Raw genomic sequence first — 13,649 nt, 5'->3', positions numbered from 1 at the left:
CCGGCTTTTTAACGGTCTACAGGCCCTTATTAGTGGGAGGAACTATGTTTATCGGCTTTGACTATGGCACTGCAAACTGTTCAGTGGCAAAAATGGAATCGGGTGAGCCAGTAATGCTTAACCTAGAAGGGAGCAGTCCATTTATTCCTTCCACCCTTGCTGCACCGACTCGTGAATCGGTATCCGAGCACTTATTTCGCCATCGAGATATTAAACCATTAGATCAAGTTGGTGAGCAGGTTTTACGCCGGGCAATCAATTTAAACAGAGAAGAAAGTATTGATCTCGAATCTGACGACATTGCATTTGGTCAGGCGGCGCTTAATCTTTATTTGGAAGATCCTCGTGATATCTATTACGTAAAGTCGCCGAAGTCTTTTCTTGGCGCTTCTGGTTTGCGTGACGTGCAATTGGCTTTCTTCGAAGATCTTGTCTGCGCGATGATGGACAATATTAAGTCGCAAGCCGAAAACGATGCGCAGCAAAGTATTACCGATGCTGTTATCGGCCGGCCAATAAACTTCCATGGGCGTGGCGGTGAAACGGCTAACATTCAGGCTGAACGTATTTTGTTGCGGGCAGCGAAACGTGCGGGCTTCCAAAATGTGGAGTTTCAGTTTGAGCCTGTCGCGGCGGGCCTAGAGTATGAAGCGACACTCAGCGAAGACAAAACCATTCTAGTGGTCGATATTGGCGGTGGTACAACGGACTGCTCGTTGATTCAAATGGGGCCGTCTTGGCGTGGCAAAGCGGATAGGACCGCAAGCTTGTTAGCTCATAGTGGCCAGCGCGTCGGCGGGAATGATCTTGATATTGCGTTAGCATTTAAGCAGCTCATGTTCCCGTTTGGCATGGAAAGCAAAATGGAGTCAGGTATTGTGATGCCGACCACCCAATTCTGGAACCCGATAGCAATCAACAATGTAGAAGCGCAGAGTGATTTCTATTCGCGAGAGAACCTATCCGCGTTGAAGTTGCTTCAAAAGCAGGCTCAAGAGCCAGAAAAGCTTGCTCGTTTGCTAGAGGTGTATCATGAGGCTTTAGGCTACAACATTGTTCGCCGTGCCGAAGAAGCGAAAGTGGCGCTTTCAGAACAAGCTTCTTACCGAACTGGCATCAACTTACTGTCAGAACTGATTGAAGTCGATGTGCAACGAGACGAAATGATCGAAGCGATTCAGTCGCCGAAGAATAAAATGACGGCGTTGGTGACAGAAGCGGTAGAGCAAGCTGGGGTGAAACCCGATGCTATCTTTATGACTGGTGGTTCGGCACGCTCGCCAATTTTGCGCGATGCGGTGCAAACTGTACTGCCAAATATTCCGGTTGTCAGTGGAAATTATTTTGGCTCGGTCACTGCTGGCCTAGCTCGTTGGGCTGAGGTCTGTTTCAAGTAGAAAGAAAGCTAATTGTGCTATGGGCATTGTTACCAAATTTATGGCTTCGCTTAGGCTTATCAAATGATGGTTGGAAGACTTCGCTGAGAGATTGAGTTTCATGTGAGTAGGGAACCTTTTGGGGGTTCTTAAATCTTTCAATGTCATTCTGAACCGCGAGGGACGAGCGTGATTCAGATTTATTGTCCGAGCATGCTGTTATGTATATGACTTCGTCTCGCTAAGCGCTACTCGCTGCTATTCTTCTGAAGAATCGGGTTATGATCTATCGGAATAATGATTTCTACTAAGCTGAAATAAAAATGCCCGCTAAATCAGCGGGCATTTTTGTTTACGTCATTAATGGTGCATGTGTTTTTCCATGTGTCCTTGTTTTTCAACCGCCATTTCTACTTCCACCTTACCCGCGTTTTTGAATGTTAACGTCATAGGGAAGCGGTCACCTTCTTTGAGCGCTTGTGTTGGATTGAAAATCATTAAATGGAAGCTGCCTGGCTTGAACAACACTGAGTCATTGGCGGGAACGCGCACTTCGTCAATCTTAATCATTTTCATCACACCATCTTCTTTCTTGTGCGTGTGAATTTCGACATGTCCTGCGATTGGGCTTTCTGCTGCGATCAATGCATCTTCACTGTCACCGTGGTTGGTTAATTGAAAAAAACCACCGATAACAGGTGCGTTTGGTGGCGCTTCGCGGCTCCATGGATGGTCGATATGAATTTTTCCTGCTTCATAATCGTGCGCTAAACTCAGTGGGCTAGCGATGACAGCAATAAGCGCGATAGCGGCGGTTTTAAATGATTTAAGCATGTGTTTTTCCTTTTGAATGAATAGCTTCTCTGAATGGACAACAAACAGAGTCATCGTTATTCTTGAATAAAGTTGTTAATGATTAGATGCCTGTTAGGCAGGAAAAACACTCGGCGGAGAGTGCTTAGGCGCGATGTGTTTGTAAACGAGCTTATCGCATTTTGAAAATCGGTAAGGCGTCAGAGCTTTCTTGACTCGGCGCTGCCAATGGATGGTAGTCAGGTATAGCCCAATCGCAACCAAAAGAAAGAATTGAACCGCTTGAAGAAGCGGACACTCAAACTGAAAGCCTTCATGTAAATTAAGATCTTGAATGAGCGTAGAAGAAGGTTGAGCGTTAGCTTCAATCAGCGTATTGATATCCACCCATTTGAAACCATCTGCGGTACACAGTAAGACCTTTTCACTTTGAACTTTGTTAAGCCAGGTTGTGTTGTGAACTTGTGTTGGGTTAAGAGTCGCTGTGGACGCTAAATACAACTGAAACAACACCGCGATAATAACCGCAATAGCGTGCAAGCGATGGTGTTTATGCTGTATTAGAGTGTTTTCCATACAATTGAGTGCTTATCTTCTTCGGCGCGGGATACTAACAAATTAACCAAACAATGTAATTATCAGTTTACTAAAAGGTGATGCAAGTGTGCATTATTTGTTTTATTGCCTATTTTTAACGCTTTAATAGCTTGGCTCTTTACGATTTAAAGCAACGTGTTACGGCAGATGGCATGTCTTGATTAGGCTGGCATTCATAACCTCCAATTCAGCTTGTCTGTCTTGCCTAGTCGCTTTTGAAGATATTGAATAAATCTCTCTTATATGTCACTGAAGCTTCGGTTAGTGGGTGTCGTGGTGGTGTTTTTACGTGCTAGATTTGGCTGATATCGATTCAAAGTGCACACCGAATCTTCACTTGTTTTCCATTAACGGAATTATGACAGTAATTTAATAAAGGATACGGTATTCTGCGCTCCTTTGTACATGCCAGAACGTCCGTCCTACTTAGTCGGAGGGGCGATTAATCTTAAGAAATTTCTCAAATGAAATACGAACAACAGATTGGATATCGATACCCTAAAGGTCGATTTGCCATGGTGAGTGTATACGCATTCACTGGTGCTGCGATTTTAGCATCGACTATTTTTTCTCTATTGCTGTTTTTGTCGATCGACGAAAACCCGATGATGCAAACCTTATTTGGTGGTTTAGCGATTATTTTTGAAGCGGGTAAGTTCTACGCTTGGTATGAATACGGTGAGCGCCGAGCCCATCGCAACTATACAGGGGCGGCAACCGCTCTCGTGTTTTATTTAGTCTTAGCTGCGATCTCCATTGGCGGTAGTATTGGTGGCATTAACAGTGCAACAAACAGCGCACAAAGCCATATTTCGGTAGAGCAGGCGAAAGTGGAAGCGTTTAATCGCCAAATTGCGGCAATCGATAAACAGATTGAGCTCAACAATATGGCAGCGCAGAAATACATCGAGATGGAGCGTATCGCGACCGGTGTAACTCGCATTCAGGAGCAAAACAAAACCTTACGCGAAGAGCAGCAACGCTTGGCTATGGAACGTGATAGTTTGCCACCGGTCACGCAAGGCTCAGTGATTGGTTTGATTGATAGCCTAGCCAACGCATTTGGTACCACCTCTCAGCAAGCTCAGCTTGGCTTGGTTGTATTTCTTTCGATTCTTTTGGATTTCTTTGCTGCATTTTTTGTCGGCCTGATTGGTGAAGAGCAACGGTTCCGACATTTCTACCGCCGAAATGAGGGCATGATACTGAAAACGGTTCGCGATATCGAACCAGAGCCAGTGGGGTATCTTCCTCATATCAAAGAGGAAGAAGAGCAAGAAATACCAGTAACGCCGGAGCCTGAAGAGCCAAAAGAACCGAAAACTTTGTTAGAGCAAGTGAGCGATGCACTTAAAACGCATCAAATTACGTGCACTAAAAAAGCCGTTGCAAAACAATTTAGGCTATCTGCGGAAGAGGTAGACAAGGTGTTTGAGGAATTGGCAGAGCTCGGTTTAGTGGGTAAAAAAGCCAACCACCATTATCATTGGATAGGTCAGACAGAGGCCGCATAATTGGTTATCAATTAGAGATCGAAAAGAGCGTCAATCGGCGCTCTTTTTTACTGTAAGGTTTCGCTACTAAAGTGAGCCAAAAGAAGAGAGAGGATTTAAAAATAGAAAAACAAAAAAGTGCCACCGAAGTGACACTTTTTCTTTAGCGTAGAAGGTATCAGTTGTCGTAAACGTCCAACTCCACTTCACGGGCAATATTTTGGTCGTTGATGATTACACCATCGACTTCGACACGAGCACCATTTAGGTTAAGTTCTTCGATGCCTTGGAAGCGTGTTTGTACATCAATCACAACGGTAGTGTTGTTTAGCAATTGATCTGCGTCGTTTTCGCAACGCTCGATGTTAAATGTTCTTGCTTCAGCATCGTAGTTTGATACGTATCCTTCACATTCAAATTCTTTACCTTGCCATTGGTTGTTATCGTCAAAGTCTGGTTGCTCAAACTCAATAACGGTAGCGATGCGTTTGCCATTTTTCATGACAGACGTTACTTCCACTTCTTGGCCTTGTTTTAGGTTCGCTTTGCTGCCATCTTCAAATCGTGTTGCGTTATCGATGAAGAATGCACCTCGGTAGTTTAATGAAAACTCACTGTAATCATTTGCAACCCAAGTCACGATGCCTTCCACATCGCTGTCATTGCTTATGACGTCGTAGCCTTCAACTTCTACCTCATTTGCCATGAAGATGCCGTTTTGCATTTCACCTTCTACTTCCACCCATTGGCCGATGCTAAGTTGGCTAATGTTGTCGTAAGATACGGTTATATTTGTACCAAGCTCAAACGTGCTAGCATTTTCATCGATACTAGTAATGCGACCTTCCAGTTCGTAGTAGCTTCCAAGGGCTGGGTAATCGTTATCTACGTCGATTTCGACCACAGACAACACTCGATAACCCGCATCCGCAGTCGGCAAGGATGACACCATCACCCAGTCGTTGATCTCTATATCATCACTTAAACCGTCAAACTGCAGATCTACGCCGTTTACCGTAAATGTTTTCTTCACATAATCAATTGCTGTAACACGTCCGGTAATGGTTGGCTCAAGTGTTATTAAGAAGCCATCGTCAGACGCTTTACGAACATCTGTTCCTACTTGAACCATCATTTTTGGTTCTACATCGGCCAATTGCATTGATGTATCGCCATAAACCACCCCAGACACATGGTATGTATATCCATTGACGGTTAACGTGTTTTCTTCAGCGTTGACCGCTTCAACAGAGCCAATCGCTACACTTGGTTTCACTACTGGTTGAGTTGGCGTGCTATCGCTATTGCTGCCACCACCTGAACCACCACAACCAGACAATGCCAAACCTACTACAGAAATAAGAGCGAGTTTTTTCATTGTATTAACCTCAATTTACGAGCTAGTTTAGGAAATTGTCTGTATCTTATTGGGCATATCGTGAAGAGATCGTGAAGAAATGTGATTTTTATGAAAATTTTAATTGTAGATGACAACCACAATGTCTCGGAGACGATTGCGGACTATCTTGAGCTTGAAGGCATGATTATCGATTGTGCGTATCATGGTGAGGCCGCACTGAAGTTAATCGAGGATAATCATTACGATGTAATCATCATGGATATCATGATGCCTAAGCTCGATGGCATTAGTACGGTACAGAAACTTCGACAAGATCAGCTCTGTGGAACGCCAATCCTCTTCCTTACCGCAAAAGATACGTTAGATGACAAAATCGCGGCATTTAAAGCGGGAGGCGATGATTATTTAATGAAGCCATTTGCGATGGAAGAGCTTAGTTTACGTGTTCATGCTTTGGCTAATCGCGGTCCAAGGCAAGATATTGGAACGCTCAAGTTTGCGGACATTTGTTTAGATGCGCGCACAGGCAAAGTGACGAGAAAAGACAAAGAAATTAAGCTGAGCCGAATTCAAACCAAGATTTTAAAGTTACTTCTCCAACGTGCTCCAGCATCGGTTTCGCGCAAGGAAGTGATCGATAGTGTGTGGGGAGACGAACCACCCGGAAGTGATGCACTTCGTAGCCATATTTATGGTTTAAGAACCGCGTTAGACAAAGGTTTTGAAGAATCACGATTAGAGACTATTCATGGACAAGGTTACCGACTTAAAGCATAACGAATATCCAAGTATTTATCGCAAGATCCGTTGGGGTTTTGGGGTAATGACGCTTGTGATGTTTACTCTTTTTTGGTCGCTGATTTATGTGGCAGAAAACAAACTCGAAGTGCTGAGTTTACATCACTGGCTTGATACTGAAGCTGCGCTTTATAGTGAGAATTTCGAGAAACAGGGCTGGGATGCGCCATTGCCAAACGTATTGGAGTTCAACTCATATTGGAGTGAAGCACCGACACCGGATTGGTTGCTCTCTTTTACTTCGCCCGGTTTTTACGAATATCTGCTTGGTGAAGAAGACAAACACTTTGTCGTATTGAAACACCCCTCAGGGAAGGGGCTTATGTACATTGTGTTTCAAGATGACTCCGATGATTACCTCGACGAATACGAAAGTTCGCTGCATCAGTTTACGCTACTGCTTGGTGGCTTATTTTCATTTGTTATGGTCGGGTATGGCATTTATATGGTGCGAATATTGTCTCGACCACTAGCGCAAATCGAAGACAAAATCAGCCAAATGTCACCGGATCAACCCGCTTTCCAAGTTGAAACCAAGTTCAGCGAGACACGCCAAATAGAGCAAACTTTGCTGGATAATAAAAACGATATCGCGGGCTATTTCAAACGAGAACAAGAATTTAGTCGTTTTGCATCGCATGAGTTGAGAACGCCAATCATGGTGATCAAAGGCTCAACAGACATTCTAACGCGTATTCCAGATCAACCTCGAGTCGCGCAAAAAGCCATCGCGAGGATGCAGTCAGCTTGTGAAGACATGCGCGTACTGACAGAAGCGTTTCTCTTGCTCGGTAAAGAGAAAATAGAGCCTCAGCATTACGGAGAGCATCCACTTCTTACTTGTTTACAAAAACAACTGGAAGAGCTGGCCCCTTTATTTGCCAAGCAAGACTCGAATTACTCTTTGCACGAACAACATAGTGGTGTCGTGAATGCACCAGAGAGTTTTGTGACCATTGTAATCAACAATCTGATTAAAAACGCCTTTAGCTATAGTGTGGGAGATATTGAGATTGAGTTGGATGGTCATGCTCTTAAGATCCTGAATCGTCACGATGGTAACGAGACGTACAACGCCGGCTACGGTTGTGGTCTTGTTATCGTACAACGCATATGTGAACGGATGGGATGGGCGTTAATACTGGACGATGATGGTGTTCGATTTAGTGCGAAAGTGGAATTCTGTTCCTAGCTTTGTGCGTCTAACCCACAGTCAAACAAGAAAAAACTGGAATTTGAATTAGACTGAAGTTAGTGACGCGGAAACTTGAGGAACCGTTATGCTTTCTTATCAGGTCAGCAGAAGTATTGAAATTAATAAGAATCAAAGCGAGATTATTGGCTATCTCAAGGATTTTAATAACTGGCCAGATTGGTCACCTTGGATCATTCTTGAACCGAGCTGCGAGCTGACATTCAGCGATAATCAAGGTCACGTTGGAGCCGGTTACCAATGGAATGGTCAGCGTATTGGAACTGGTGCCATTGTATTGGAAAGCACTCAAGAACATCGGTTAGATATGGAGCTTCATTTCTTTCGCCCAATCAAGAGTCACGGAAAGGTGACTCTAATAGTGACGCCGTCACAAGATGGTTGTTTAGTCGAATGGCAAATGCAATCACGCGTTCCTTGGTATCTGTTCTTTTTGAAAAGTATGTTTAAGTCGATGATAGAGATGGATTATCAACGTGGGCTACGCATGCTCAAAAGCAAACTTGAAACCGGGCAAGTGCTCTCAGACTTGGTTGAAATTGGTAATCGAACCCTGCCTCAGGTTCACTACATCGGAATAAAAGGCGAGGCCACCATTCCAGAATTAGGTCCGGTAATAGAAGAACAAGTTCAACAGTTAAAGCAGATAGTTGATGACAAGGGCTTATATGTGAACGGCGAGTTATTTTGTTATTACCAGTCGATGGATATGCAGAAAGGCACGTTTGAGTTTATCACTTGCTTGCCACTTGATAATGCAGTAACTGCGCCAGAGGGCGCGGTTTCCGGTACCATACCTGAGAGTGAAACATTTGTCGTCGAGCACCGTGGGGAATATCAGTTTTTGGGAAATGCATGGGCTTTAGCGATGAACTTGGTTCGTCAGAGTGGTATGAAAGCCAAAACCAGTCCATTAGGGATTGAGCGCTACTTAGATAACCCGCAAGAAACCACGCAGGATAAACTAAGAACCGAAGTTATTTTATTTAAGAAATGACAGGCGTTGCCGGACACGCTCCCCTAAATATCATGCTAGTTCCGTAGTAATCTACAAAAGAAAAAGAGGGTTTCTATACTCACCTATAAAAATGCCTCAGCAATTGCCGAGGCATGGTTTTATCAGCCAACTTCTCTTGCTAGAGAATTATTGTGCACGGTACTTACCGCTGTTTAGTTCAATTTTAGACGCTTTTACCCGGCTGTCTGCGTTTAGATAGTCGCTAATGCTCAGTAGATCTTGATCTTGAGATGCTTTTAACACCGCAGACTCTCCCTCTGCGAAGACAACTTCCAGCTTTAGCTCTTTGGCGACCGCTTTCGCTTCGTTAGGATTGTTTACCGTGATGTAAACCAGTCCAGTGGCCTTGGATACATTGCTAAACGCATTCTTAAACACTTCATCACCGGCTTGAAGTTTTACTTCTTCGGATAGGCTCCTAGCTGTACCCGTTTGCACCTTGCGATAATCTTGGCCATTAATCTCAACCGCTTCTGAAGGCACAAACAGTTCAGGTGCGGGTTGTTGAGAGAGTTGTTGCTCAGCGTATGCGCTAGCCGTCATCATAGAAAGAGCCAGCATAGAAAATGATATGTATTTCATGTAATTGACTCCTTAGTGTCCAAAGATGCGCATCGACCAGCTCTTAATAACACCTGGCTGAGCGTTGTTTGCCATCGGAACGTCATAGATGGTTGAAGAGTTAAAATATGCAATGTAAGAAAAGACTTCGTCGCCATTCGTATCGATTGCTCGTAATGTCCATTCGCCTTTTGCATCTTCGCCATAGAACTGGTTAGACAACATTAGTTGGTCTTTGTAGCCAGTAATCGTTGGGTCAAGAGATTGACCAACAAGACCATTACGTGGTGTTTGCAAAACGGAACGAGTCCCTGATGGCGAAACGAGCTCGATAGCTAAGTCGGGCAGGCGAGAGTGGTCTAATGTCAATTTCACTTGAACGGATTCTACCTTCAGATCATCGGCAATAGCGATACTTGATGAACCGCCAGCCAGACTCGCATCGGGTACACTGACTTGTTTAGCATTATTAACCCAAGGTGTAATAACTTGAGGCGGTAAAACTCGATTCGTCATGCGAGCACGTTGCATTGCTTCATCCAAATCGACAGCGCCGAAGCCATAAAAAGTATGGAAATCTACGCCTGCGGCGTTTTTCTGCCAAGGAGAAATGGCCTTGTAGCTAACCTGTTCACCTTTGTGGTTAGTAAATTCAAGTTGTACGCCTGGATGCGTTTTATCCGTTACTTTTGCTGTCTCTGCTAGCAAAGCACGTACATCACGAGCAGAAAGTGCATGATTCGTGGACATGATTGCCGCGATGGCACCGGACGTGTTTGGCGCAGCAGACGAGGTTCCGTTCATTGTACTGGTATAGTTACAGTTCGGGTCTAGCTCCGTTCCGCCGTGTAAGCCATTGATACCAAGTCCGTCGCTGGTATTTTGCCCTTCTTCACAACCCATCAAATCGGTGGTGACCATGGCAGGGAAGTCTTGCCCATATTCACCTGCTGGTGCGGCAACCCACACGTTAGACCCCACCGATGAGTAACTCGCTCGCGTGCCATCCGAACGTAGTGCACTGGTGATTAAATTAAAGTAGTTGGCGTTGTCATAAGACTGAGCGGAGTTGTGCATCGGCAAGCCTTGGTTGTCTCCACCAGCAAAGAAGTTACTTGGTAATACGAAGAATCTTCCCGCATTGAAATAGCGATAACCATTGCCGGCTGACTTAACAAATACAGCACCGCGTCCCCATGAGTTACTCTCGCTGACATTTTTTATCACGTCCATTTCAAGTTTAAGTTGAGGATCGCTTTCATCAAAAGTTATTGGGTTGATCGGGCTGAAACCGTAGCTTTGGTTAAATACACGAACATCGTGTGTGGCTGGGTCCATGCCGTGAGAGATTAGCCAGCCTTCTAATGTCTGGTTGGCTAACCAGTTAAAACCAATAAGAGAAGAGTGAGAAGCAACACCGCGTCCACCTTCACCATTGTTGCCGACTGCGCTGATCAAACCGGCAACAGCAGTACCGTGACCATTGGTATCAACCGGATAACTTAATGGGAAAGAAGAGTCTTCGACGAAGTTTCTGCTACCTGTAACTATATTACCTGCAAGATCTGGGTGATCGATCTGCACTCCAGAATCAATGACCGCGACTTTTACACCAATACCCGCAATACCCATTGCTTGAGTGAGCTTGGTGTTTAGGTCGTTCCCAGCAACAGCTGGGTTAGCTGCAAAAGCAGTTTGCCCTGTGTTGTCTAAGTGCCATTGTTCAGAATAGAGTGGATCAAACGCCGAGACGGCAGGTGCAATGCCTACTGCCAACATAGCAGCAAATAGGCGGTTAATGCGTATTTCCATTTTTGACCTCATGTCTTTGTTTGGAATTTTTTAGCTCCTGTTTCATATTCCTCTAACAGGAATAAACAAAGCTAACGACAAAGAATAAGGACGAAAACCATTTACAACTTGTTTACATCAAAAGTTCGACGAACAACATGAGTCAGTGTTAATTCACTGAAATTATAGGGTTTTTTAATGTCGAATGGCGCACGCATGAAAAGTGAAAAGCAGAAAATACGGTCGTACTGTCTGCTTTGAGAGGAAGGATTATTTAGTTGAAGCGGGTTGAATTGTCGCCATTGGTTTCTTCGGTTTGGCCTTTTCTTTGGGTAACACGTTATCAATCCACTTTTTGATGTATAGCTTATTGAACTCACTATCACACCACTTCTTGTTTAAACCACGTCGGTTAAACTCAGCGCCAATCGCAACTTTGGTTTGGTTGGTTGCACGGTTGTAGTAGAGGGTCTCGCACAACTGAGTGTTACTCATTTGTTGGGCATATACGTTAACACTGCTGCTGCGCATTCCCAGTTGAGAGGCTTGATGGTTACTACACGCAGTGAGAAGTGCAGGCGCAAAAATAGCGATGGTTAGGATTTTTTTCATTTTGATCTTATGACGTCGGGTGAATAACGAAGCGATTTCTTCCTGCTTGCTTTGCGTCATACAAAGCTTGATCTGCGAAGAAAAACCATTGATCCCATTCTTGTTGAATAGTTTTTACGGACAGTCTGTCGACAGCTCCGAGAGAAATTGTCGCGTTTAATGACTTAGAGTCAACCACTAGTGGCGTGTTTTCCACGATATATCTCAATCGATCCAAGAATTTAGCGCAATCTTCAGTTCTGTTGACTTCAAATAATAAGACAAACTCCTCTCCACCCCAACGGATGAGTAGGTCACCAGAGCGAGTCGATTCATTAAATAACCTGGCAATATGCATTAACATCTTGTCGCCAATATCATGCCCATATTCATCGTTAAACGTTTTAAAATGATCGATATCTAATACGGCTAAGGCAAACGTTCTATCTGGGCTTCTACGAGCCATTTTATCCAGCCAAATGGGAAGGTAGCGACGGTTGTGCAGTTGAGTTAATGGATCGGTAGTATTTTCTTGAGTGAGTGCCTTATTAATACGCCTAACGCGCAGTACGTAACGAAAGCCAACGACACCAATCGCTGCGATAGCGATAAAGTAGAACATTTCTCTATAGCGTTGTGAGCGCAGCTCTGAGGCTTGCAACGCATTTTTCGTTTCTAGTAGCTTGAGTTCTTTTTGAGCTAACTTAGCTTCGAGGTCAAACTTAATGTTAATCATCTCTTCGCCGTGAATATGATGAGAAAATTCAGCTTCTAGCTCTCTTAATTGAGTTAAGTAACGAAAAGCCGCTTCAAAATTATTAAGGGTTTGATTCGCGTTTACTAGGACCGACAGCATATCAATGCGCTGTCGTATTTCTAGCTCATCGGTTGATTTAGTTTGCTCAAGTACGTTGATAGCTGTCGAAATAGCTTTATCGTATTGTTCATCTGCGAGGTATGCTTCTGCATATGCTTCATAACAAGGCATTTTTTTCGCCTCTACGTTTCCCGTGATAGGGAGAGCTACGCAACGCTGTGCAACCATCAACGCTTCATCAATTTTCCCTATCGAACTTAACATTTGTGAGAAGCTGGATAATGAATAGTGTTTGATGACGTCTGACCCCGTTTGCATTGAGAGTCGGATTGCTTCATTAAAATAGTATTCTGCCTTTTCGCTATCTCCACTGCTTAAGTGAACAATACTTAAGTTTGCGTAGATAACCCCAATGAAAAGGCTGTTGTCATATTGATATTTGCTGTTTAAATAGGTATCGAGTGCTTGCGTAAGGTAGCTACTGGCGCGAGCCCAATCGGATGCATCGATATAGACGGTACCGATGTTATTCAGCGTCATGGCAACTTGCATTTCAAATACGGTTCTCTCTAACAACTCATAGGCGGTTCGGTAATACTTGAGTCCGCTACGTAGTTGATTCCGTGAAACCTCTAAGTTCCCTAGCCAGCGATATGCTCTTCCTTCTAGCGCTAAGTAGCCGAGATCGCGGGCTTCAGCGATGATGTCATGGAGTACAAGTTCTGCATTCCAATTATCGTCTAGTTCAATCATGGTTACCGCTTTATTAAGCTGTGCTTCAGCGACTACCCATGGTAAATGATGCTCTGTCCCAAACTCAATTAAATCAGGCATATCTTTGGGCAGCGGAACGCCTTCGTAGCGCTTTAGGTAAAGGCGCGCAAAGTAATAAAGGGCAAGAGATTCCGCTGACGCATTCTGTGGCGCAACTAATTCATCTTCTTCAATTGAGCGCGGCTTACCCATTGAACGAAAATAGAGATTGAGCATGTAGCTGCTTTGAGGAGAAATGTGTTCTTCCAGATAGCCCTGTTTTTCTGTGTTGGCAAGTACATGGGTTGGATGGAAGAAGAATCCAAGTACTGAGAACAGCGCGCAAGTTAGCGTTTTAATCGGAAAGTGCATGAGCTTATTAATAAAATGTGATCTCGTTTAACCCTAATACTAGGTAAGTCTATCACTTCTTATTGGCTAAGTGCGGATGGATTCCGAGTTACAAAC

General features: G+C 44.1%; 12 protein-coding genes. 5 read left to right on the top strand and 7 right to left on the bottom strand.

Features of this window, described 5'->3' with window-relative positions:
- Positions 1 to 44: 44 nt before the first annotated feature.
- Complete coding sequence (gene yegD, locus LIX84_RS04750) at positions 45 to 1,397, top strand: molecular chaperone (protein WP_226420769.1); 1,353 nt, start codon at positions 45 to 47, stop codon at positions 1,395 to 1,397.
- A gap of 339 nt (positions 1,398 to 1,736) precedes the next feature.
- Here the strand turns inward: yegD and LIX84_RS04745 are convergent, their stop codons facing one another.
- Both LIX84_RS04745 and LIX84_RS04740 read right to left on the bottom strand, forming a co-directional pair.
- Positions 1,737 to 2,210, bottom strand: coding sequence for a copper chaperone PCu(A)C (locus LIX84_RS04745; protein WP_005395626.1), 474 nt, complete (start codon positions 2,208 to 2,210; stop codon positions 1,737 to 1,739).
- 93 nt (positions 2,211 to 2,303) lie between these two features.
- Positions 2,304 to 2,765, bottom strand: a complete 462-nt coding sequence (locus LIX84_RS04740) for a hypothetical protein (RefSeq protein ID WP_074189701.1) — start codon at positions 2,763 to 2,765, stop codon at positions 2,304 to 2,306.
- Between the two features lie 485 nt (positions 2,766 to 3,250).
- On the opposite strand from LIX84_RS04740, the gene LIX84_RS04735 reads away from it, so the two are divergent.
- A complete protein-coding gene (locus LIX84_RS04735) occupies positions 3,251 to 4,300 on the top strand; it encodes a Preprotein translocase subunit SecY (RefSeq protein ID WP_145535249.1) in 1,050 nt (349 codons plus the stop codon).
- A 157-nt stretch (positions 4,301 to 4,457) separates the two neighbouring features.
- Here the strand turns inward: LIX84_RS04735 and LIX84_RS04730 are convergent, their stop codons facing one another.
- A complete protein-coding gene (locus LIX84_RS04730) occupies positions 4,458 to 5,657 on the bottom strand; it encodes a DUF5666 domain-containing protein (protein ID WP_226420768.1) in 1,200 nt (399 codons plus the stop codon).
- 90 nt (positions 5,658 to 5,747) lie between these two features.
- Here LIX84_RS04730 and LIX84_RS04725 point away from each other — a divergent pair, with 90 nt between their 5' ends.
- From LIX84_RS04725 to LIX84_RS04715, 3 genes are all read left to right on the top strand, one after another.
- Positions 5,748 to 6,416 (top strand): response regulator transcription factor, encoded by a 669-nt coding sequence (locus LIX84_RS04725; protein WP_226420767.1) that lies wholly within the window; start codon positions 5,748 to 5,750, stop codon positions 6,414 to 6,416.
- Positions 6,388 to 7,629 carry a sensor histidine kinase gene (locus LIX84_RS04720; protein ID WP_226420766.1) on the top strand — a complete coding sequence of 414 codons (1,242 nt, stop codon included), beginning with the start codon at positions 6,388 to 6,390 and terminating at the stop codon, positions 7,627 to 7,629. The genes LIX84_RS04725 and LIX84_RS04720 overlap by 29 nt, the downstream gene beginning before the upstream one ends.
- Before the next feature lie 88 nt (positions 7,630 to 7,717).
- Entirely contained in the window at positions 7,718 to 8,647 is a 930-nt protein-coding gene (locus tag LIX84_RS04715) for an SRPBCC family protein (protein ID WP_226420765.1), read from the top strand.
- A gap of 147 nt (positions 8,648 to 8,794) precedes the next feature.
- Here LIX84_RS04715 and LIX84_RS04710 read toward each other — a convergent pair whose 3' ends face one another.
- The 4 genes from LIX84_RS04710 to LIX84_RS04695 form a co-directional block, all read right to left on the bottom strand.
- A complete protein-coding gene (locus LIX84_RS04710) occupies positions 8,795 to 9,250 on the bottom strand; it encodes a hypothetical protein (protein WP_012842506.1) in 456 nt (151 codons plus the stop codon).
- Between the two features lie 12 nt (positions 9,251 to 9,262).
- Positions 9,263 to 11,041, bottom strand: coding sequence for a S8 family peptidase (locus tag LIX84_RS04705; protein ID WP_226420764.1), 1,779 nt, complete (start codon positions 11,039 to 11,041; stop codon positions 9,263 to 9,265).
- A gap of 249 nt (positions 11,042 to 11,290) precedes the next feature.
- Positions 11,291 to 11,632: a hypothetical protein gene (locus LIX84_RS04700; protein WP_012842508.1), complete on the bottom strand. Its 342-nt coding sequence runs from the start codon at positions 11,630 to 11,632 to the stop codon at positions 11,291 to 11,293.
- 7 nt (positions 11,633 to 11,639) lie between these two features.
- Positions 11,640 to 13,553 carry a tetratricopeptide repeat-containing diguanylate cyclase gene (locus LIX84_RS04695; protein ID WP_226420763.1) on the bottom strand — a complete coding sequence of 638 codons (1,914 nt, stop codon included), beginning with the start codon at positions 13,551 to 13,553 and terminating at the stop codon, positions 11,640 to 11,642.
- Between the last annotated feature and the right edge of the window lie 96 nt (positions 13,554 to 13,649).

The organism is Vibrio sp. E14 (genome assembly GCF_020515785.1).
In the GTDB taxonomy this organism is placed as follows: Bacteria; Pseudomonadota; Gammaproteobacteria; order Enterobacterales; family Vibrionaceae; genus Vibrio; species Vibrio diabolicus.
This window is presented reverse-complemented; position numbering and strand designations above follow the sequence as displayed.